16 protein-coding genes are annotated in these 23,003 nt (G+C 37.4%); 8 read left to right on the top strand and 8 right to left on the bottom strand.

What is annotated here, in order from left to right; all coding sequences use genetic code 11:
- Positions 1-62 precede the first annotated feature (62 nt).
- From AC0QT1_RS03310 to glyA, 4 genes are read right to left on the bottom strand one after another with little or no spacing between them, the layout of a single operon-like run.
- On the bottom strand, positions 63-683 hold the full coding sequence (locus AC0QT1_RS03310; RefSeq protein ID WP_473200496.1) for a riboflavin synthase: 621 nt from the start codon (positions 681-683) through the stop codon (positions 63-65).
- Positions 665-1,792, bottom strand: a complete 1,128-nt coding sequence (gene ribD / locus AC0QT1_RS03305; protein ID WP_473200497.1) for a bifunctional diaminohydroxyphosphoribosylaminopyrimidine deaminase/5-amino-6-(5-phosphoribosylamino)uracil reductase RibD — start codon at positions 1,790-1,792, stop codon at positions 665-667. The genes AC0QT1_RS03310 and ribD overlap by 19 nt, the downstream gene beginning before the upstream one ends.
- The gene (nrdR, locus tag AC0QT1_RS03300) at positions 1,785-2,267 is read right to left on the bottom strand and encodes a transcriptional regulator NrdR (protein WP_473200498.1); all 483 of its coding nucleotides are present in this window, start codon (positions 2,265-2,267) and stop codon (positions 1,785-1,787) included. Before nrdR ends, ribD begins: the two co-directional genes overlap by 8 nt.
- Before the next feature lie 13 nt (positions 2,268-2,280).
- Positions 2,281-3,594, bottom strand: coding sequence for a serine hydroxymethyltransferase (gene glyA, locus AC0QT1_RS03295; RefSeq protein WP_473200499.1), 1,314 nt, complete (start codon positions 3,592-3,594; stop codon positions 2,281-2,283).
- 336 nt (positions 3,595-3,930) lie between these two features.
- Between glyA and argC the strand changes: the two genes are divergently transcribed.
- Positions 3,931-4,866 carry an N-acetyl-gamma-glutamyl-phosphate reductase gene (gene argC / locus AC0QT1_RS03290; protein ID WP_473200500.1) on the top strand — a complete coding sequence of 312 codons (936 nt, stop codon included), beginning with the start codon at positions 3,931-3,933 and terminating at the stop codon, positions 4,864-4,866.
- A 20-nt stretch (positions 4,867-4,886) separates the two neighbouring features.
- Here the strand turns inward: argC and AC0QT1_RS03285 are convergent, their stop codons facing one another.
- The 4 genes from AC0QT1_RS03285 to hfq all read right to left on the bottom strand — a co-directional run bounded on the left by AC0QT1_RS03285 (position 4,887) and on the right by hfq (position 9,647).
- Entirely contained in the window at positions 4,887-5,978 is a 1,092-nt protein-coding gene (locus AC0QT1_RS03285; RefSeq protein ID WP_473200501.1) for a COX15/CtaA family protein, read from the bottom strand.
- A gap of 123 nt (positions 5,979-6,101) precedes the next feature.
- On the bottom strand, positions 6,102-7,868 hold the full coding sequence (locus AC0QT1_RS03280) for a GumC domain-containing protein (RefSeq protein WP_473200502.1): 1,767 nt from the start codon (positions 7,866-7,868) through the stop codon (positions 6,102-6,104).
- A 142-nt stretch (positions 7,869-8,010) separates the two neighbouring features.
- Positions 8,011-9,351, bottom strand: a complete 1,341-nt coding sequence (hflX, locus tag AC0QT1_RS03275) for a GTPase HflX (RefSeq protein ID WP_473200503.1) — start codon at positions 9,349-9,351, stop codon at positions 8,011-8,013.
- Between the two features lie 56 nt (positions 9,352-9,407).
- A complete protein-coding gene (hfq, locus tag AC0QT1_RS03270) occupies positions 9,408-9,647 on the bottom strand; it encodes an RNA chaperone Hfq (RefSeq protein ID WP_010705211.1) in 240 nt (79 codons plus the stop codon).
- 669 nt (positions 9,648-10,316) lie between these two features.
- Between hfq and AC0QT1_RS03265 the strand changes: the two genes are divergently transcribed.
- The 7 genes from AC0QT1_RS03265 to AC0QT1_RS03235 all read left to right on the top strand — a co-directional run bounded on the left by AC0QT1_RS03265 (position 10,317) and on the right by AC0QT1_RS03235 (position 22,994).
- A complete protein-coding gene (locus AC0QT1_RS03265; protein WP_473201632.1) occupies positions 10,317-14,879 on the top strand; it encodes a hypothetical protein in 4,563 nt (1,520 codons plus the stop codon).
- 802 nt (positions 14,880-15,681) lie between these two features.
- Positions 15,682-18,015, top strand: a complete 2,334-nt coding sequence (locus AC0QT1_RS03260; RefSeq protein WP_473201631.1) for an NADP-dependent malic enzyme — start codon at positions 15,682-15,684, stop codon at positions 18,013-18,015.
- 187 nt (positions 18,016-18,202) lie between these two features.
- Positions 18,203-18,487: an acyl carrier protein gene (locus AC0QT1_RS03255; protein ID WP_473201630.1), complete on the top strand. Its 285-nt coding sequence runs from the start codon at positions 18,203-18,205 to the stop codon at positions 18,485-18,487.
- A 10-nt stretch (positions 18,488-18,497) separates the two neighbouring features.
- Complete coding sequence (locus tag AC0QT1_RS03250; RefSeq protein ID WP_473201629.1) at positions 18,498-19,673, top strand: beta-ketoacyl-ACP synthase; 1,176 nt, start codon at positions 18,498-18,500, stop codon at positions 19,671-19,673.
- A gap of 14 nt (positions 19,674-19,687) precedes the next feature.
- Entirely contained in the window at positions 19,688-20,962 is a 1,275-nt protein-coding gene (locus AC0QT1_RS03245; protein ID WP_473201628.1) for a beta-ketoacyl-ACP synthase, read from the top strand.
- A 67-nt stretch (positions 20,963-21,029) separates the two neighbouring features.
- Entirely contained in the window at positions 21,030-22,058 is a 1,029-nt protein-coding gene (locus AC0QT1_RS03240; RefSeq protein ID WP_473201627.1) for a zinc-binding dehydrogenase, read from the top strand.
- 6 nt (positions 22,059-22,064) lie between these two features.
- Positions 22,065-22,994, top strand: coding sequence for a lipid A biosynthesis lauroyl acyltransferase (locus AC0QT1_RS03235; protein ID WP_473201674.1), 930 nt, complete (start codon positions 22,065-22,067; stop codon positions 22,992-22,994).
- Positions 22,995-23,003: the final 9 nt, after the last annotated feature.

Genomic DNA, 23,003 nt, shown 5'->3' with positions numbered 1-23,003 from the left:
GAAAAATTAACAAAAAAATTAGGCTTTATAGGGTACGAAATTTTGAGAACGACAATCAACTTTCAAATTACGCATCTACCCATTAAACCAGAAAACTTTGCAGCATAACGAGCCAACTGATCGATTTCTAAATTGACTTGGTCTCCAATTTTAGCTTGTCCCCAAGTTGTCATTGCAAGTGTATGACGAATAATAAGAACATCAAAAATACAAGCCTTAACACTGTTAACAGTTAAAGATGTTCCATTGAGTGCAATAGAACCCTTGCTTACAATAAAGGGCATAAATCTTGTTGAAACTTTTAAGAAAAAACGAACTGCATCTCCTTCATTTTTTTGGTCAATAATCTCAGCCAAACCATCAACATGACCAGAAACCAAATGTCCCCCCAGTTCATCACCTAATCGGAGAGAACGCTCTAAGTTAATATAGGTTCCTTTTGTCCACTGTGCTAGATTAGTTAAACGCAATGCTTCTTCCCACGCTTCCACAACAAACCAATTAGTATTCGTTTTGTTTGATCCTCGCTCAACAATTGTCAAACAAATTCCTGAACAGGCAATTGATGAGCCAATTTCTAAACTCTCCAGTGCATAGTGTGTAGAAACATTTAACCGCACCCCTTTCTTCAAAGATTGAACATCTTCAACACAACCGATATCCGTTATAATCCCTGTGAACATAACGTTTTACGCCTCCATTTATAAAAACGGTCATTTCCAAACATTCTTGTTTCAACCTTATGAAATTGCGAGAGATAATTTCCAAAATGAGGAGCTTCAATACGGTTTTTACCCAAAATAACGGGAGCATAAAAACATACCAAATGATCCACACAACCAGAATTTAAAAATTTTTCCCCTGTCTTTACACCTCCTTCAAGTAAAACACTATTGATTCCCCGTTGATAAAGCATCTGTAAAAGAGCAAAAGGTTGCATACAACCATCATTCATTTCTACTGAATACACAGAGACACCACATTGCTCCAGTGCATTTTTTTTGTTTTTCTTTGAAAAACTTGCATCACAAATAATCCATGTAGGAATTCTGTTCGCCGTTTGGACAACTTTTGCATCAAGGGGGATACATAAATCTGCATCCAAAATAATACGTATAGGCGAACGCATCTCCATCCCTGGCAAACGACAACTCAATTGTGGATCATCCGCTAGTATCGTGCCAATCCCAACGAGGATAGCATTATTTTGAGCACGTAGAATATGCGTATGGGTATGAGAAATCATTCCACTAATTTTTATTCCCCCTTGCCCCTTTTTCCCCACACCATTATCAGCAGAAATCGCCATTTTAAAAGTAACAGTACAGCGTTGTAACTTCCTTACACACCAATGTGTACACAATGCTTCAAAAGCTTCTTCAGCCAGAACGCCTTCAACCACTTCAATACCCGCAGCACGTAAAAGAGCAATCCCACGACCATCAACTCTCTCATCTAAATCAGTCAAAGCAATGACAACACGTGAAATACCTGAATTAATGAGTGCATTCACACAGGGCGAAGTTTTTCCATAATGCGAACAAGGCTCTAAAGTCACATAAGCCGTAGCACCATGAGCTAAAGTCCCAGCCATACGCAAAGCTTGCACCTCAGCATGAGGCCTTCCATTGATAGCTGTTACACCATAACCTACAATAAATGCCCCTACAGCATCATCGTTTCGCACAATTAACGTACCAACCGAAGGATTCTCACCTGTAAGACCAACATGACGTTCGGCTAAACGGATAGCGGCAGCCATAAACCGTTCATCTTGTATTTTTTTATTCATCAAAATGAGATTCTGTATCCGTCACACCCTTTGATAACTCATCTATAACATCGTGAAAATCGCTCGCATTACGAAAATCTCGATATACAGAAGCGAAGCGAATATAGGCAATATCATCAATGCTTTTTAATGCTTCCATCACAAGATGTCCAATTTTTTTCGAAGAAATTTCTGGTTCTCCTAAACTCTCAAGTTGACGAACAATACCAGAAATTGCCCGTTCAATATAATCTGGATTAATGTTGCGTTTACGTACAGCTATATCAACTGATCGCATTAACTTATCACGATCAAAGAGCTCACATCGACCACTTTTTTTAGAAACCAAAAGCTCACGCAACTGAACACGTTCAAAAGTTGTAAAGCGACCACCGCAAGCAGAACATACACGGCGACGGCGAATGACAGCCCCCTCTTCCGCAGGACGCGAATCTCTAACTTGTGTATCCTCATATTGACAGTAAGGACAACGCATCTCTTGTGTGCCCTTAAAAAGTGGTAAGATAAGAGTAAAGAGGAAATTTATTTGTTACATCTCTCACCTTTTTCTTAACAGCCATTTCCACAGCATTATTATCTTCATCACTTTGTGTTTCCTTAAGACCATCAAGAACTTCTGAAATCAACTCACCAACTTGAATAAACTCTTTTTCTGCAAAACCACGTGTCGTCGCAGCAGGTGATCCCAAACGAATTCCTGACGTTATAGATGGTGTTTCAGGATCAAAAGGAATACCATTTTTATTACAAGTAATATGCGCTCGTCCCAAAGCCAACTCAGCACGTTTTCCTGTCAATTTTTTGGAACGTAAATCAACCAATAGTAAATGATTGTCTGTACCGCCAGAAACAATATTAAAACCATTACTCTGTAATGTTTTTGCTAAAGTTTTTGCATTGGCAACAACATGAGCGCTGTAGCTCTTAAAAGAGGGTTGTAGAGCCTCCTCAAAGGCAACAGCCTTAGCTGCAATGACATGCATTAAAGGACCACCTTGAAGACCAGGGAAAATCGCTGAATTGATTTTCCTGGCTAATACTTCATCATTTGTCAATATCAAACCACCACGAGGACCTCTCAGCGATTTATGTGTTGTCGTTGTTACAATATGTGCATGCGGAACAGGAGAAGGATGAACACCACCAGCAACCAAACCAGCAATATGAGACATATCAACGAGAAAATAAGCACCAATCTCATCTGCAATTTCACGGAATCTTTTCCAATCCCATAGGCGAGGATAAGACGAGCCACCTGCTATAATAAGTTTTGGCTTACGTTCTTTTGCAAGTCGTTCAACTTCCTCCATATCAAGAATCTGATCTTCTTGACGCACACCATAGGAAACAACATCAAACCATTTTCCTGACATATTGACCGATGAACCATGTGTGAGATGACCACCAGCATTTAGATCTAATCCCATAAATGTATCACCAGGCTGGAGTAAAGCTAAAAAAACAGCTTGATTCATCTGACTACCAGAATTAGGCTGAACATTTGCAAAAGCAGCACCAAAAAGCTCCTTTGCCCGTTCAATTGCTAAATCTTCAACAACATCAACAAACTGACACCCCCCATAGTAACGCTTTCTTGGATAACCTTCTGCATATTTATTGGTTAAAACTGACCCCTGTGCTTCAAGAACGGCTCTTGAAACAATATTTTCTGAAGCAATCAGCTCAATTTCGTGTTGCTGACGTTCAAATTCTCCTCTAATTGCCTCAAAAATTGCACCATCAACAGTCTGTAATTCATCATTAAAAAAGCGCTTTTGTATGTCGTTTTCTTGTTGAGTCATAAAACACATTCCTAACATTAAAAAATAAAGTGATTAAACGATAACACAGCAAACCGCACAAACCAAATATTTTCAATCACTCTCATCCGAAAATGGTACAAATATTTACCTAATTTCTTTGCCCTATAAACAAAAAAATCATGCTCAAAAAAGAAGCTCCGTGGGGATGAATTTTTTTCCTCGCACTCCTACTCATCATAATTTTACAAATAAAAAGATCTATAATCTTAGAAAATTCAATAATTTAATGACTATCATTTCAATGGGTAATAATTTAAAATATTGATAATATGAAAAGCGAAATATGCTAAAAGAAGATAATTCAAGGCAAAGAGAATGGCAACAAAAGTTTTTATTGATGGTGAGCATGGAACCACCGGATTACAAATACAAAAACAATTAGCGGAACGTTTGGATTTTAAGTTACTCTCTCTTGCTCATACAGAACGACATAACATTGATCTTCGGCGAGATTATCTTGATCAAGCCGACATTGCCATTTTATGTCTTCCAGATGATGTCGCGCGTGAAACTGTTAACTGGCTTAAAAACAATAAAAAAATTAGAATTATTGATAGTTCCACAGCCCACCGTGTCGCGCCAAACTGGATCTACGGTTTTCCTGAAATGACTGCAGGACAAAAAGAACGTATCCAAGCAGCTCACTACGTGACCAATCCCGGATGTTACCCTACCGGTGCAATTAGCTTAATTCGTCCACTCCGTGAAGCAGGTTTACTAGATTCTTACTATCCTATATCAATTAACGCAATATCCGGCTATACGGGTGGCGGAAAACAACTCATTGCACAAATGGAAAACCAATCTCGACAAAATCAGGTTAGGGAAAATTATTTTATCTATGGTCTCAATCTTCAACATAAACATGTGCCAGAAATTAAAATCTATGGACAACTGAACCAAACACCTATTTTTATACCAAGTGTTGGGCATTTTCCTCAAGGAATGATTGTAAATATTCCTCTCCATCGCCATCTCTTTACAAAATCAGCAAACTGTTCTGATCTGCGTGAGATTCTTGAAAATCATTACAGTGGACAAAATATCATATCAGTTGCATCCCAAGAAGAAACTGATGCTCTCACTAAACTCAATCCAGAATCCTTAGCACATAAAGGTGAAATGAAACTGTTTGTATTTGGCAATGAGCACGAAGGAATTTTCAACCTCTGTGCCATATTTGATAATTTAGGAAAAGGTGCTGCCGCTGCTGCAATTCAAAATCTCGACTTAATGCTTGCAGAGCATTAAACTTCTCTGGAGAAAGATTTTTATTCAACAACACGATAAGCCCCTTTTGTTGCACGCCAATGTGCAACTGAAAAACACAATACGACTAAAGCAACACTTTGGTGCACAAGACCCAAACTTATAGGCACTTCATGTAACAATGTGAGAACACCCAAGATTGCTTGAATGGCTATCATAATGCAGAGAAAAAATGCACGACGAGAATGGGTTGAGTGTGGAACATTCGTCTGCACATATAAAGCATGAATAATCGCTACAGAAAATAAAAAATAAGCAAAAAAGCGGTGAATAAATTGAACAGTCAAAGGATTTTCAAATAAATTGAGCCAAACAGGATTATGCTGGAATAATCCATCAGGAATGATCTGACCATCCATAAGTGGCCATGTATTATAAACTTTCCCTGCATGAAGCCCTGCAACCAAAGCACCCAAATAAATCTCAATCAAGATAAGAATGACGAGCCAACCAGAAAAATATTGAACCTTTTGATTTGCTGGTTTTTCTGAATATTCTGCCAGTCCTCGCGCTAAATAAGTAACAAAAATAATAACAAAACATGCTGTTATAAGATGAAATGCCAAACGATACTGGCTTACACTTGTCAAATTACTCTCACCAATGCCCGAAGCTACCATCCACCAACCAATAAACCCTTGAAGGGCAATAAGAATTGGCACAACGGCAAGTTGAAACAAAATATTTTTTTCAATACGTTTTGTCATCCAAAACCAAAAGAGACCGAATAAAGCCACAAGACCAACAAGACGTCCCAGAATACGATGTGCCCATTCCCACCAGAAAATAACCTTAAACGCACTTAATGTCATATCACGATTAAGGAGCTTATATTGCGCTATTTGTTGATATTTTGAAAATTCTTCTTGCCATTGATCTACACCAATCGGTGGAATGACACCGTGTATTGGCTTCCATTCTGTTATAGACAATCCTGATCCCGTCAAGCGCGTAGCTCCCCCCACTAAAACAATCGCTAAACAAAGTAATAAAATGGAGTAAAGCCACAGCTGAATTTGTTTTCGATTTTTCTTTTGTAATGATATTAAAGCGCTATCATCAAATCTTTGTACTGTCATTTCCGATTGCCCCACGTCTCTCTCCATCCACCAATTCATTTTAAAATTTAAACTTATAAATCTTAGCTATTTTAATATGTACTACAACTTTATGAGAAGGCAAGTGTAGCATTACAAAATGTAAATAGTCTACGACGTTTACGATGCAATCACACGGTAAACAGCTTTCGGAAACTGGCTTACCATTTGTGTCATCCAATCCTGTTCGTTAAGAGCAAGACTACAAATATAATAGTCTGTGAGTTCTGCAAATTGCTCAAATCCATATTTTGGCTCACTCGCCATTTCTAAGATGATAAAATCGTACTCCTTTTTAAATTCCTGTAAGATATGAGGAATTTCATTTGAAAAATTCTGTGCACGAACAGAACTTGTTAACCCTTGAGGAAGAATATCAACTCCCGTATCATAATCGCGATAAACAACATCATGCAACTGGGCATTCCCCGTCAAAACATCACTCATTCCGCGATGAGGACCAATAACTTTCTCTATTTGTTGACCAGAAAGATCAACCAGCAGGATTGTTTTATGTTCTTTTATAAGATGGAGAGAGAGTTTTGCTGCCGTTCGTGCCGCTTCTGTTCCAATGATTGAAATAACCGTTGAAGTACAACACTTCAAAAAATCGGTTAACTCCTCTATGGTAATGAAAGATTCAAAGTCTTTTATTTTCTTAGATACAAAAGTATTTTCATTGCTTTTTAGCTCATTTTTTTCTGATTGATCTTTTTTTACTTCAAAGCATCGATAAAAAAGCAATATCCCTCCCAACAAAGTGACTAAGCTCGCAAACAGACCGATAATAACACTTTTTCCATAAAGTTCCATAAAAGAAATGGGAACTAACCTTATTGGCGCAATCACGTGAATCTTTGTGTTTTCCAACAAAGGAGAAACTCTGCTCATCTCTTTATTTTGTGCATCTACGACTGCTGTTATTTTATTTTCAAATTCATGAAACATTTGATTCAAAGAATCGGACTGATCTTTTACAAAAAAGCTAATCCTTTTTTTGAGCTGTTTTTCAAATTCCGTTGCAATAACCTCATCTGAATGAACTTGATGAATGATCTGTAAAATTTTATTCTCTAATTGATGAGAAATCACCTCTAATTCTGCAGTCATTGCTTTAATTTGAGGATGTGTCCAACCTAATTGTGCAACCATATGCGCTCTTTGTGTTTCCAAAAGATCACGCTTAGATTCTAATGCAGAAACCACTGAATTCCCTGCAATAAATGATAAAGATAACAAAGATTGTCCATTTTCACGCATCATATTAATAGTTGAATTTAAACTCGTTAAATGAATACGCTTTAAAGTTGCTTGTGTTAATTGCACAGAAAGATCATGAAGCTCTGTTTGTTTTACATTGTGATAAATAAAAGAATCAACAGATGAACGAAATTCTTGCACTATAGTAGGTATCTCAACGCTACCATATTGTTGATTAGCCTGCATCTGTGTCAATAACAACTTTTTTTTCTGTTCTATGATTGCTTGTGAAAGCGCAGAAAACCAAGTTTCCACCCCATATTGAGCAGCTTCAGCCGTTCCTGCTTCAAAAGTAAGATCAATAAAATCTCCTTTACGAAACAAACGAATATTTTCATGAAAATCTTGCTTCTGAGAAGAATCTAAAGAAAAATTCTGTAAACTTGACTCGCCTAAAAACATGGGCTTTGAAAATAGGAATGCAAGGATATTGTTTTGTTTCTCAGTTGGCAATGGCTTTCCGACAGAATCAGATAACGAAAAAGTCAAAGTTGCTCGATATATCCGTGGTTGAGTAAAGTAATACAACCAAATTAAAAATGCACACAACCCTGCTAACAGAAAAACGAATAAAAAATTTCGCAGGACCGTGTGTATAAACAGTCTTTTCTTACACTTAAGACTCATTTTTATTTCAACCAATAAAAAACTTCATTATTTTTTTATTAAGAGAAAGTAGTAACTATCCTCTTAACTTGAAGTCATATTATTTTGAGAGAAGAAAAATATAAAAATTAATAAAAAAGAGAGAGAAATATCTCGAAAAAATTTAATTCATACTTTGCTTGATATAATCTAGCTGCTTTTTCGCTTCAGAGGTAAGGACTGCTCTAATGGTAACTGAACCATCCTCATGCCCTTCCTGTACTATTTCACCAGAGTTTGCATAAAACCAATTAATAAGTGACATTTCATGAGGTCGTAAAAGACATTCAACATTTTGCAGTTCTCCAAAAATTCGCTTTTCAATTGTCGTTAACAATTGATCAAGTCCATTACTCATGAGCCCTGATACCATTACTGCAGGATTTAATCGTGTTTTCGCGCTTGTTTGCAAAACATTTAATGCGTGCTCATCCAACAAATCAACCTTATTCCAAACTTCTAAGATATGCTCTCTCTCATCAATATCGATACCAAGACTCGAAAGCACTTCCAAAACATCTTGAGCATGCACACGATGATCAATATCTGATATATCCCTTACATGAAGAATGAGATCAGCCTCAACCACTTCTTCAAGAGTTGCTCGAAAAGCTGCAATCAAGTGCGTTGGTAAGTTAGAAATAAAACCTACAGTATCAGATAAAAGAATAGTTTTTCCGTGGGGAAGAACAACTTTGCGTAAAGTTGGATCAAGTGTTGCAAACAACATATCCTTTGCTAATACATTTGCACCGCTTAAACGGTTAAAAAGAGTTGATTTTCCTGTATTGGTATATCCTACTAAAGCAACAACAGGATGGGACGTTTTTTTTCTTTTTGCTCTATGAAGAGTACGTGTTTTAATCACTGTCTCCAATTCGCGTCGGATACGAATAATTTTTTCTTGCAAAAGACGCCTATCCGCTTCAATTTGAGTTTCACCAGGACCACCTAGAAAACCACCTCCACCACGTTGTCTTTCCAAGTGTGTCCAACTCCGCACAAGCCTGCTTTTTTGATAAGATAAATGCGCCAATTCGACTTGCAAAACCCCTTCTTTTGTTCGCGCACGATCCCCAAAAATTTCAAGAATCAAAGCCGTTCTATCAATAACTTTGCAATTCCATAATTTCTCTAAATTACGCTGCTGCACTGGTGTTAAAAAATGATCTACAATTGTAAGCTCAATATTCTCTTCACCTATGTAATGGGCAAGCGCATCTACTTTACCCTTTCCAAACAACGTTGCAGGACGGAGCGTAAAGAGAGGAAGTGTTTCATAATGAATAACTTTTAACCTAATAGCACGGACTAACCCCAATGCCTCTTCAACTCGAGAGGATAATGATCCACCTTTTGAATCACTCTCACTATTTTTTTGAAAAATCGGCATCAAAACAAGTGCGCGCACTTGTTTTTCAATCTGTGAAGAAAATCCCCTAAATCTCTCATTTTCATTTATCATGGTGACCTAAGCACTTTATAAAATGGGATCAGAGGTCTAAAATTAAGGTAATTTGTTTATTCAGAACTTTCACCTTCAAACATTTGTACAGGTTGTCCCGGCATAATTGTAGAAATAGCATGTTTATAAACCAATTGCGCATGTCCGTCACGACGCAAAAGAACACAAAAACTATCAAACGAGGTTACGATACCCGTTAATTTAACGCCATTTACAAGAAAAATTGTAAGAGAAATTTTTTGCTTGCGCACCGTATTTAAAAATACATCTTGCAGGTGTTGTGATCGTTCTGCCATTATTCTTACACCTTTATCTCGAATTACATAAAACATTCGTGCATGCATATCGACTGAAAAATATCCAATTGTCAACGTAGGAGCTTTAAAAATTAGCAAAAGATAACACAATACCCAAAAAACGTGATTCAAAGCAATGAACACAATAATTTGCGGAAACCCACTAGAAAATATGAAACTTTACACCCTCACTTATAAAATTCATGACATTTCAGTTTACATTCTTAAAACATTGCAGATACTTCTTAACAGTGCAGATCTCGAAAGTATAGGTTAACTCCTCTCCTTGATTCTCATTCATAATAGCATAACTCATGAATCATCATCTTATAAAAATATGACAGGTTGCATTGGTACACTACAGATTTCTTTCATATTGTGCATAACTACCATTAAATTGGCCTTACTCAAATAAAGTAAGCACATAATGCCCCCTATAAAAAAGTTGTAAACAGTATTCTTATTTTTGCTATAATAAAATAATATGTTGTTTTTATTGTATTTTATATCATTTTAGAACAGGTTAAAGGAACCACGTTAACTTTATCTTGATAAGTTTTCAAAATTTTGCCCAGAACATATTCCTTTCTAAATAATTAACAGCTAGTATATTAGCGTATCTGGAGGAGGACGTATCCCTTTATCCATCTGTAAGAGTACGAGGCGAGTATGGCACGCAGAACCAAGTTACAAACATTTGAAATTGAAGTTGAAGAAGCTCTCTCAAAGGCTATGAACTTTAATTTTGATGACGCAACAATTGAAACGATCTCATCTGATAATTCTGAAAATGTTGTTAATGTAGATGATTTAATTCAAAAAATTGCAATGGCAGAAGAAGAAATTTTCTCTGAAAATAGCACTTCAACTTTTGTCTCCAATATTCATGATAACGCTGTGATTGATGAATCCGTTGTTGAACAGCTTTTTGCCCCGAAACCTGAATATGACATTTCAGGTGGAACTGTTCATAATACATTGCTGTCTAAACAACTTCTTCCTGCTAACGATGACGTAACAACTCCTGCAAATTTTAGCTTATTAAAGCAGCGCTCTACCTCTCGAATCTATTGGTGTACAACAGCACTCAGTGCTCTATGGGCAACAGGAGGTGCCTTTGTTGCTCATAAGCTGGCCCCTACTGGACTCAACTCCTTATCGAATATCACTACCTTTATTACATCACCAATGGGACTAGCGGTAGCAGCTGGAACAGCGATCCCTATCCTTATATCTTGGGGAATCGCTCAATTAACAAAACGTTCAAATGAATTGCATAATATCGCTCTACTTATGACCAATGCTGCACAGCGCCTTAGTGAACCACAACATATATCTGAAAAACAAGCTATCGCTATAGGTCAGACCATTCGTGAAGAAGTCGCAGCCATGAATGAGGGAATTGAACGCACTCTTGGGCGTGCTGTTGAGCTTGAAGCAATCATACAAGGAGAAGTTCATAATCTAGAACAAGCCTATGCTGAAAATGAATCACGCATTCACACGTTAATTAAAGAATTGAGCAATGAACGCATAGCTATTTTAAATCATGCTGATCGCGTACAATCAACAATTAAAGGGACACAAGAACAACTGAGTGATGAGTTTGGCTTAGTTACCTCTAAAATTGTAACCAACGTTGAGAAGCTTGCACAAACTCTTTCTCAGACTTTACAAAAACAAGGAGAAGATCTTGTTGCAAAACTTTCCTACGCAGGTGATGGTGTAACAAATCAGCTTGTTGAAAAATTTAATCAAACCACGACACAAATTCAGCAAAAAAACACCGAGTTTTTCCATGAATTAGGAAAAAACTTTGATGGTTTCTCAGAACGTTTTGATAATAATGAAAAACAAATAGAGAAAACCTTTAATGAAACAGCTGCTAAAGCTGAAAGGCACATCGCTAAAATTGCAACGCATATACAAACAGCGACAGACCAGACTTTCCATAATATTGATGAGAAATTTAAAACACTGGATGAAGCTATTATTGATCGCAACAATCAATTTCTACAGAGTTTCGATAAAAAAATCATACAGCTCGATCAAAAAGCATACAATCTTTCTTCTAAATTTGATAACGTAACTTCAGGAGCAATTGAGGCTTTTGAAAACCGTTTAGCAACTGTTGATCTTTCTCTTAAAGAACACAGTGATTCTATCATCGAATCCTTTATTGCTCGCAGTCAAATGCTAGAAGATAATGCTGAAAAGCTTGGGAATTTCTTAGAGTCCCATGTCTTGCAAATTAATACAAATCTGCAAGAAAGAACCGCTGATATTACCGAGGCATTTACAAATGGGCATGAGATTATTCTTTCCGCAATCGATAAAAGTAAAGAACGGCTAAGAGAGGAAGTTCAACATGTCGATAGTGCTGTCATTGATATCATACAAGAGCGCTCAAAAGACTTCAAATTACAGCTTTCTGATCAAAGAGCTCTGATGGCAGATATGCTTGATAAAGAAAAGCATAAAATTGCTGAGACACTAAAAGATCAAATTGATACTTTGGCTCAAAACACTTCAAGTCTTGAACAGGTTTTGATTGATAACGTTCAAATCGTTGATCAGCATGCTGAAAATCATGTTGCAAATATAGTTCAATGCACAGAAAGACTCCAAGAAGTCATTGTACAAAGCAGCAATACAACAAAAGAAGCTTTAGAAGCACAAGCTAGAAATATTGATATACGTGCCGATGCTCTGCGTGACTCTTTAGCGATTAATAGTTTTTCTCTTAATGAAGTTCTTGCAGATCAGGCACGTACACTTGAGCAACGGATGGAAACGATCCATAATCTCATCGCAAAAAGTGATATACGTGTCGATGTTGCATTAAAGAAACAGATAGACTTGGTTGAGAATGCAATTGCTGCCAATAACAATAATATTACTGAAACTGTTCAAAGCCATATTAAAAACTTAGAAAACCATGCCGAAATTTTAAGGAACACTCTCTCTCAGTCTAGTGGTACATTCTTTGAAACCCTTGATACGCGCATAGAATCGTTTGACACAAATCTGGAAATCCGTGCCCATAAGATCTTTGAGCATGCAACCACGCTAGAGGAGACTTTGTCCGAAAAACTTGGCCAAGTATGTGAAACGATCGCAATGCAAACATCTGCTCTTGAGGAACGTTCTGACACATTAAAAACCTCTATCATGCTTAATAATGAACAAAGCCAGATAATTCAACAAGCGTTGGAAACAAACATTGATAATATGCGCATCACATTAGAGGATTCTGTTAATAGTGTTACAGATAACTTACAGAATAAGATTATCAAAGCCTCTGATGTTCTTTCTTCTACAGGTGAACAGATAGTTTCCTCTGTTGCAGATGTTGCCTTAAAAGCGGAAAATATTCTCTCAGAATCTGGTAATCGCATTGTATCAAACGTTAAACAAACAGTTTATGATACCAGTGAAAAAGTTCTGTCTGTTCTATCTGAGCAAACAGCTCATACCGTTGAAGCTTTCACAACTGCCAGTCATAATGCACAAGCATTGTTGAATGAAACGATTCATACTTCAACAACAGCAATTGAACAAGTCCTTAGCGAACGCTGCAATGTTCTTCATCATTCGATGCAGAATCTTAAAAATAATTTAGGATATCAGCTTTCTGATGTAAGCAGCCGTTTGGAAGAAGCAAAAAATCAAACAGCTACTCAAATTTCAGAACATGTAGGAAAAATCACTGAATTGACAGACCATTTAAATCAAGCGGCACAAAGCACAACAGAGTCAATTAGTCATTTAACAGCACATATTGGTGAACAACTTTCTCTCTCAACACAAGATGCGGAACAAAGAATTTATGCACACAGCGAATCTTTAGTGAATAGTTTGACTCAAGCCAATTCTGAAACAATTCAAACAGTAACTGCTATGAAAGAAGATCTCGTCAACAATGTTTCATCTATTCTTAAACAGTTGAATCAATCAGTTTACAGCTTCCACGAAAATAGCAATGTTTTATTATCGGCCGTTCAAAATATTGATGGTCAATTTAGCGAGACAGCAAATAATTTCTTCCGCAACACTAAACAAGTGACGGAGCATCTCTCAGCCTCCAATCAAGCACTCAATAATAATGTCGAAGTTCTGCAAGGGCTTTCACAAAATACATTTGAGCAAATTAGTCATATCACAAGCAGCTTCGGTGAACATGCTAAAACACTGTCTGAGACTATTCACATTCTTGAACAGTCCGAAAATTCATTGAATACAACGCTTGAAGAGAAACATAACACGCTCTCTGCGTTAAGCGATGCTCTTGTTTCAAAGTCTAATGAAATCAATCAGCTCATTGAACATTATGAAGATGTTCTCAGCTTAGCACTTGAACGTACTGATAAAAATACACGTAATTCCACACATTCGCTCCAACAATCACTTAATCAGCTGATTAATGAAGCTTCAACGCGTTTTTCAGGAGCAGCAGAGGATATACGCCGTTCAGCGGATGAGATTCGTTTAGAACTTTCAAAAATTAATAATGATATTCATGAGAGTTTTCAAAAAATACCTGCAACAACAAAAGAAACAACGCAAACAATTCGTACTGCTCTCAATGAACAAATTACAGCATTAAAGGATTTAGCAAATGTTGTACAAAAAGCTGATCAAAAGAATGCAAATGAGCGGCGGATATCGGCACTTCCTACATCATCAACACTTCAGAAAAATGATAATATTACCCCTGATGTTATCAAGAAAATCGTGCCGCCTAAACCTATTTTACAACAAGACCCAAGCAAAAAAAGGCAAAATAAATGGGTATCAAATCTCCTAGAAAGAGCTTCGCGTGAAGAAACTTGGTATGATGAAATGCCTGATAATGGTGTTTTAGCATCCGTACAAACAAAACCACGTCCTGCAAATGTGTCTCTTAACTCGTTAGCAACAGGTATATTACAGGCTATTAACCACAATGCTGTCGTTGAACTATGGGATCATTATCAGCGTGGACAAAAAAACATCGTAACAGAACGTCTCTATACTTTAAGCGGGAAAAACATGTTTGAAATGATTAAGAAAAAATATATGAATGATGTTGATTTTAAGCGTTCAGTTAATCAGTATATTGCAGATTTTGAAAAACTCTTACGTGAGGTATCCCATGGTTCTGGTTTTTCTAACTCCGTTCGGAAATATCTGATATCGGATACTGGAAAAGTCTATACAATGCTTGCTCATGCAAGTGGCCGTATCCAATAGAGAACAACAGAGGTGGGAAAGATATTTTTTCCACTTTTGTTTTTCTATTTGTATTCAGAGTTTATCGTTACATATAATGCATTGGTTTTCAAATGGAGTGCTATATTACAAATTAAAGAAATGATTTGTATGCCGCTTTCTGCTCTATTCTAAGCAATAGCACTCTCAAAGTAGCATACTCAATTCCCAAATAAATGAAAAGAGGATAAGCAAGCATACCCCTTTCTTAGTTTCTTTGTTACCCTCTTCTACAGAGCTATGATAAAAAACGAACAATACACGTATAAAATACTTAATGAGAGATTTTCCAACTCAAGTTTTATTTATTGAAATACACGTTTTTTCTATAATAAAAAACTTTTTAAAATTATACAGAAGATTAAAACTTATAAAGGGTGGTCTATAAATTATACATCCACTTGTAGAACATATTAAAGAAAGCACGCATTTATAACAATCAGGTTAAATGAATAAAAGTACTCTTTTATTCTTGCTTATCTCACCAGCATTGCAAAAAAGATAACTGCTTGGTAATGTAAGCATCAGGAATATTGTACTTATTAAAAAAATGACTCATTTCCACGAATTGTGATTAAGGAGAAAAAACTCATTGGGCTGATATCAAAACAAAATTAATGAGTGCAAGCAAAAAGAAACATCAAATTAATTAAACAATCCAGAAGAATTTGTTCACACTCGTTGCATTTTTGTAATTAGAGAAATTAAGCTTTAGCAGTAGATAAAACCTTATCACAAATGGAACACTCATATAAATGTATACTATAACTTGGATATCATAAAAATGTCTACAGAACGAAATCGTAATTTCAGTTCACAAAAAACTGAACTTGAGAGTGCCGCACTTTTTTATCACCAGTATCCAAAACCTGGAAAATTAGAAATACAAGCGACAACACCCCTTGATAATCAGCGTGATCTGGCTCTTGCTTATTCCCCAGGAGTCGCTGCACCGTGTCTTGCAATTCACAAAGATCCAAATCTTGCAGCGCAATATACCTCCCGTTCTAATTTAGTCGCAGTTATATCAAATGGAACGGCTGTATTGGGCTTAGGAAATATTGGTCCCCTCGCCTCAAAGCCGGTTATGGAAGGAAAAGCTGTTCTCTTTAAAAAATTTGCTAATATTGATGTCTTTGATATTGAAATTGATACACCCAATATTGAACAAATGGTAGAAACTGTCTCTGCTTTAGAACCTACATTTGGTGGTATTAACCTCGAAGATATTAAAGCTCCTGAATGTTTTGAAATTGAAGAAAAACTCCGCTCTCGTATGAATATTCCAGTTTTCCATGATGACCAACATGGAACTGCTATTATTGTTTCTGCAGCGGTATTAAATGCCTTAAATCTTTCTGGAAAAAAAATTGAAAACGCCAAAATAGTTGCTTCTGGCGCGGGTGCCGCAGCTTTAGCCTGTATTAATCTTTTGGTTCGCCTTGGAGCAAAAGTTGAAAATATTTGGCTAAGCGACTTAGAGGGTGTTGTTTATAAAGGTCGCAAAGCTCTTATGGATCGTTGGAAAATGAGTTATGCACAAAACACTGATGCCCGAACTCTATCCGAAATTATTGATAATGCGGATATTTTTTTAGGTGTATCAGCGGGTGGTGTTTTGAAACCTGAATATCTGAAAAAAATGGCTCCAAATCCATTAATTTTAGCACTTGCTAATCCAACACCGGAAATTATGCCAGAAGAAGCACGCTCCACACGGCCGGATGCAATGATCTGCACAGGACGTTCTGATTATCCCAATCAGGTTAATAATGTTCTTTGTTTTCCTTATATTTTCCGTGGTGCATTAGATGTTGGAGCCACAGCAATCAATGAAGAAATGAAAATGGCCGCAGTTCATGCAATTGCAGCTCTCGCTCGCGAAGAAACTTCAGATGTTGCAGCGCGTGCATATTCAACCCCCCCTCCTATTTTTGGTCCAGACTATCTAATCCCCTCCCCCTTTGATCCACGATTAATACTGCGTATAGCCCCTGCTGTTGCGAAAGCCGCAATGGAAACTGGTGTTGCATTACGGCCGATTGAAGATATGGAAGCCTATCATGATATCCTTAATCGATTTGTATTCCGCTCCGGCTTAATGATGAAACCTGTCTTTGCAGCAGCAAAAACAGCAAAACGCAAACGGGTTATTTATGCCAATGGTGAAGATGAGCGCGTACTTCGAGCAGCACAAGTTGTACTTGAAGAACAAACGGCAATACCTCTCCTCATTGGCCGTCCACATGTCGTAGAGGCAAGACTAAAACGCTTTGGTTTAAGAATTCGCCCCGGTATAGATTTTGAACTTACAAATCCAGAAGATGATCCTCGCTTTCGTGATTATGTTAATTTATTTCTTCGGTACACAGGAAGACGTGGTGTTTCACCCGACGTTGCAAAAACAATTGTCAGAACATCAACAACAGCGATTGCAGCACTTGCCGTGATGCGTGAAGAAGCGGATGCAATGATTTGTGGCTTAGAAGGACGTTTTGAACGTCATCTTGAATTGATTGAACAAATTATTGGTCTTGATTCAAATGTTCGTCATTTTTCTGCTGTAAGTTTGCTTATTTCTCAACGTCGCACTCTTTTTCTAACAGATACTTACGTCAATGAAGATCCTTCTGCAGAAGAAATAGCAGAAATGACAGTGCGGGCAGCTCAAGAAATTGAAGCATTTGGTATAACACCAAAAGCAGCGTTATTATCACACTCAAACTTTGGCTCAAAAAATACAGCAAGCGCACGTAAAATGCGCCGAGCGACAGAAATTCTTGCTAAATTATGCCCAAATTTAGAAGCTGATGGTGAAATGCACGGTGATGCTGCACTTTCTAAAGTTTTTCGCGATCGCGTTTTTCCCGATTCGCGCCTCAAAGGTGAAGCTAATTTGCTTGTCTTTCCAACACTTGATGCAGCGAATATAACACTCAATCTCGTAAAAAATCTAACCAATGCACTTCACGTAGGCCCCATTTTAATTGGAGCCTCACGTCCTGTACATATTCTAACACCTTCAGTAACTTCACGAGGAGTTGTTAATATGACAGCTCTTGCTGTTCTCGCTGCCAATAGAAAAAATTCCATGAGCAAAATAAATAAAAATAAGTGAACACAAAATAAAATTTCAAATCTTATCATAAACTTAAAGTGTGTCATTTTAAACACTGCAAACTCATTTTCTCTATGAAAAGACAGCAACTCTCTGAATTAAGCTTTTTTTTGAAGGAAAAAGGGACTAAAATAAGGAAAATGAATATATTTTGATTTTATCACCCCCTATAATAAGGAACTGCACATTGTCCTCTACGTTTGATAAAGTTGCCGATATTATCGCAGAAATTAGTGAAATTGATCGTAGCACAATCACACCTGAAAGCCATACAATTGATGATTTGGGAATTGATAGTCTTGATTTTCTTGATATTGTTTTCGCTATCGATAAAGCTTTTGGGATTAAAGTTCCACTAGAACAGTGGACACAAGAAGTTAACGAAGGTGCCGTCACAACTGAGGAATACTTTGTTCTTAAAAACCTCTGTACAAAAATTGATGAACTCGTTGCTTTAAAGCAGGCAGAATAACTTTTCCATCATGCATGATCAAGCTGTATTCATTACTGGTATAGGACTTATAACCTCTCTAGGTGAAGGAGTTGAACACCATTGGGAACTCTTAAACGATCCTATAATTACACCAAATTTTGATTGTACAACTTTTTCCCCCTACATTGTCCATCAATTATCTGAAATTGATTGGAGTTTACAAATTCCCAAAAAAAGTGATCAACGGCAAATGGGCACATGGCAACGCCTTGGTACCTATGCGGCTGGTCTTGCTCTTGATGATGCAGGCATGAAAAATAATGAACAATTAACATCAACAATGGATATGATTGTTGCAGCAAGTGGAGGAGAACGTGATATTATTGTTGATACACAAATTCTCTCACAAGCACGGACAGCAATTGATCCTGCTTCCATGTTAAATTCGATCCTTTCCACTGAACTTCGTCCCACTTTATTTCTAGCGCAATTATCAAATCTTTTAGCTGGAAATATTTCAATTGTTCATAAAGTTACCGGATCTTCTCGCACCTTTATGGGAGAAGAAGGGTGTGGACTTTCTGCACTTCAAATTGCGGTAGCCCGTATTCGATCAGGACAGAGTACACACGCACTGGTAGGCAGCTCCTATAATGCACAAGGTTACGATATGTTGCTGGCCCATGAACTTGGAAACCTTTTAACACGGGATGGGTGGACACCAGTGTGGGAACGTAAAAAATATCCTGGAGGCGGTGTTATAACTGGTTCTGGTGCTATTTTTCTGGTCCTTGAAAGCAGAGCACACGCAGAAAAACGGAATGCACATGCTTATGCTGAAATTAACCAGATACTGACGGATCAAATAGATAGAACAAAAATTTCCCTTGAAGAATCAATTGTATCGATGTTGAAAACAATGGCAGCTAAATCTACTTTAGCCATTTCAGCTGCTTCAGGTTTTCATGAAGTAACAAAAGCAGAAAAAAGAGCTCTTGAGGCTGCTGATCTTTCTTATCGCGGTGTTACAACATTATTTGGGTATATGCGGGAAGCACAATTTCCTTTAGCACTCGCACTTGCCGCCATTTCTGTTGAAAAAAAACGCAGTTTTCCAGCCTTAAGTGATCATGAAAAGCCTTTTTCTAAAGAAGTGCAAGAAGCATTTGTCACAACGATTGGAATAAAAAGAGCTGAAGGTCTAGTCCGACTAACTGCTGTTTGAGGGAGATTTCTGTAGTGAAATATGATGATCATCTCGGACGTCCACTTGTCGCCGTAACTGGAGCAGGAATTGTAACATCACTGGGACAAGGCAAACACGAAAATTGGCAAAAATTAACAAGTGGAGTTAGCGGAATCCATAAAATAACGCGTTTTTCTGTTGAGGGATTAAAGACATATATCGCTGGAACTGTTGATTTTCTTAAAGAAAGTACACTTGGTGCTTCAGCTCTCTCTGAAAAACTCGCTTATCTCGCAGCAGAAGAAGCTTTAACGCAAGCCGTGCTTGATAAAACGAATTTTGATGGACCACTTTTTTTAGCAGCGCCTCCTGTTGAGCTTGAATGGGCAGCGCGTTTTGCCCTTGATCAAGAAGAGGCATTCAATAATGAACCTTCTTATGCTCATCTTCTTGAAGTCTGCCGCCATAAGATTCACAAAAAACTCTTTGAGAACACACAATTTGGTACCATTGCAGAAAATCTTCAAAAACAATTTGGAACAAAGGGACTTCCTGTTACACTCTCTACCGCCTGCGCATCTGGTGCAACAGCTATTCAATTAGGCGTTGAAGCTATTCGACGGGGAGAAACAAATCGTGCACTTACCATTGCTACGGATGGTTCAGTTTCTGCAGAATCTCTTATTCGCTTTTCCTTATTATCTGCTCTTTCAACCCAGAATGATCCTGCAGAAAAAGCAGCAAAACCCTTTAGCCGTGATAGAGATGGTTTTGTTATGGCAGAAGGATCAGGCGCTCTTGTTCTTGAGTCTCTTAAGAACGCATTAGATCGCAATGCTACGATTTTAGGAATTTTGGCTGGTTGTGGAGAAACAGCGGATGATTTCCATCGTACACGCTCAAAACCTGACGCTTCCCCAGCAATTGAATCTGTTCGTAAAGCCTTAGATGATGCAAAAATAACCATCAATGAAATTGACTATATTAATGCCCATGGAACCTCAACACCTGAAAATGAAAAGATGGAATATCTCGCATTGTCAACAGTCTTCGGTGATATTTTAGAACATATCCCTGTTTCTTCTAATAAATCAATGATTGGCCATACACTCACTGCCGCTGGCGCTATAGAAGCCGTTTTTTCACTTTTAACAATTCAATCGGGAACGCTTCCCCCTACAATCAATTATGATGATCCTGATCCTGCTATTCCTTTAGACGTTGTTCCTAATCATAGCCGTAAAGCTCGTGTCAATGCAGTTTTATCTAACTCATTTGGATTTGGTGGTCAAAACACAAGTCTTGTTATCACCGCATATAAAGGCTAAACCTTTTTAAACTGAGCAAACTTGGTATACTTAACCTAAGAGCTATATATATTTGAGGGGAGAAATAATGCATGCACTGCAATTGTTGAATGAACGCCAGCTTGAAATCACCAATATTTCCCCGCCACCGCCACCCAATCATGATGAAGTAACAGTGCGGATAAAAGCCGTTGCTCTTAACCATATTGATGTATGGGGTTGGCGTGGTATGGCCTTTGCTAAAAGAAAAATGCCACTCATCATTGGTGCAGAAGCTTCTGGTGAGGTCATACAACGAGGAAGTAATGTTAAAAATTTACAACTCGGACAGATCGTCTCAATTTATGGAGCCCAAACCTGTGGAACATGCCAAGCTTGTCGTGAGGGACGTGATAATCTTTGCAGTCATGTAAAAGGCGTCTACGGTTTTCATCTTGATGGATTTGCCTGTGAACTTGTCAATCTACCAGCACGCCTATTAGTCCCAGCCCCTCCAAAATGTAATGAACTACAAGCAGCTGTAGCTCCAATTACTTTTGGCACTGTAGAACATATGCTTTTCGATAATGCAAAACTACAAGCCGGAGAAACAATCCTGATACAAGCGGGTGGTTCGGGTATTGGCTCAGCAGCCATTCAACTTGCAAAACATATGAGATGCACAGTTATTACGACCGTAGGTTCAGATGAAAAAATTGCAAAAGCACAAGCTCTTGGAGCAGATCATGTTATTAATTACCGTAAAGATCGTTTTGAAGGTGTGGTTCGCAAATTAACTCAAAAAAAAGGTGTAGATGTTGTTTTTGAGCATGTAGGGGTTGAAACATGGAATGGTTCTCTGTTGTGTATGAAACGAGGAGCACGATTAGTAACTTGTGGTTCTACCTCTGGAGTTACAGCATCAATAAATCTCATGCATCTCTTTCAGCAACAATTGAAAATATTTGGTTCCTTTGGCTGTCGTATAGAAAATATGCATAACGCTATGCAAAAAATGGCACAAGGTGTTGTACACCCTGTCATTGATACAATTGTTAGATTTGATGAAATTGATACAGCTTTACAGCGCATGGAAAGCCGTGATGTTTTTGGTAAAATTATTCTTAAAATCGATTAAATTATGATAAAATTTTATATTAAAATTTTTATGTATCGTATTAAAATTATAGTAAAAAAAATATTTTACTTTTTATGGGCATTTTTACTCATTGGTTCTTTAAATATTTTAAAACATTTTCCTGCTAACATTGGAATTTCTTTCTTTTCTTGGGTAGCAAAAAAAATTGGTCCTCGTGCCCATCGTCATAAAATTGCGCTCGCAAACCTTAAAGCTGCATATCCAGAAAAAACAGAAAAAGAACTACATACAATTGCAATGGAAATGTGGGAGAATATAGGAAAATTTCTCGCTGAATATATTTTTCTTGATAAAATTTTTGATTTTGATCCTCATGCAGACCAACCAGGACTCATTGAAGTTAAGGGGGTCGAGATATTTCAACGATTAAAGGATGAAAAAAAACCGCATATTTTCTTTACAGCTCATACTGGTAATTTTGAGCTTCTCCCTATCTGCGCTCAAAGTTTTGGTCTTAATATGACAGTACTCTTTAGACCACCCAATAATCCCTACATTGCAAAAAGAGTCCTGAAGGCTCGACAAACTTCTATGGGACATCTAGTCCCTTCTAAAGCAGGTGCAGCTTGGGCATTAGCTGCAAAATTAGCAGAGGGGCAAAATGTTGGTATGCTTGTTGATCAAAAGTTTCGTCGCGGTGTTTTAGGAACATTTTTTAATAGACCATTGAAAACAAATCCCTTAATTATAAAACTTGCACGACAATATGATTGCGATATTTACCCAGCACGTTGTATCCGACTAGCTGGAGGGCATCATCGCTTAGAACTATATGAACGTATAAAACTCCCACTTGATGAAAACAATGAAATTGATATAGCTGCTTCTATGCAAAAATTAAATGATATTGTTGAAAGTTGGATACGTGAATATCCCGGACAATGGACTTGGTTACATAGGCGTTGGGATAGCTAATATATTAAA

Source organism: Bartonella sp. P12B (genome assembly GCF_055796185.1).
This window is presented reverse-complemented; position numbering and strand designations above follow the sequence as displayed.

What these genes read in the sequence shown, in the direction of transcription:
- AC0QT1_RS03310 (WP_473200496.1), bottom strand. Translation starts at nt 683, where the DNA reads ATGTTCACAGGGATTATAACGGATATCGGTTGTGTTGAAGATGTTCAA.
- ribD (WP_473200497.1), bottom strand. Translation starts at nt 1,792, where the DNA reads ATGAATAAAAAAATACAAGATGAACGGTTTATGGCTGCCGCTATCCGT.
- nrdR (WP_473200498.1), bottom strand. Translation starts at nt 2,267, where the DNA reads ATGCGTTGTCCTTACTGTCAATATGAGGATACACAAGTTAGAGATTCG.
- glyA (WP_473200499.1), bottom strand. Translation starts at nt 3,594, where the DNA reads ATGACTCAACAAGAAAACGACATACAAAAGCGCTTTTTTAATGATGAA.
- argC (WP_473200500.1), top strand. Translation starts at nt 3,931, where the DNA reads ATGGCAACAAAAGTTTTTATTGATGGTGAGCATGGAACCACCGGATTA.
- AC0QT1_RS03280 (WP_473200502.1), bottom strand. Translation starts at nt 7,868, where the DNA reads ATGAGTCTTAAGTGTAAGAAAAGACTGTTTATACACACGGTCCTGCGA.
- hflX (WP_473200503.1), bottom strand. Translation starts at nt 9,351, where the DNA reads ATGATAAATGAAAATGAGAGATTTAGGGGATTTTCTTCACAGATTGAA.
- hfq (WP_010705211.1), bottom strand. Translation starts at nt 9,647, where the DNA reads ATGGCAGAACGATCACAACACCTGCAAGATGTATTTTTAAATACGGTG.
- AC0QT1_RS03265 (WP_473201632.1), top strand. Translation starts at nt 10,317, where the DNA reads ATGGCACGCAGAACCAAGTTACAAACATTTGAAATTGAAGTTGAAGAA.
- AC0QT1_RS03260 (WP_473201631.1), top strand. Translation starts at nt 15,682, where the DNA reads ATGTCTACAGAACGAAATCGTAATTTCAGTTCACAAAAAACTGAACTT.
- AC0QT1_RS03250 (WP_473201629.1), top strand. Translation starts at nt 18,498, where the DNA reads ATGCATGATCAAGCTGTATTCATTACTGGTATAGGACTTATAACCTCT.
- AC0QT1_RS03240 (WP_473201627.1), top strand. Translation starts at nt 21,030, where the DNA reads ATGCATGCACTGCAATTGTTGAATGAACGCCAGCTTGAAATCACCAAT.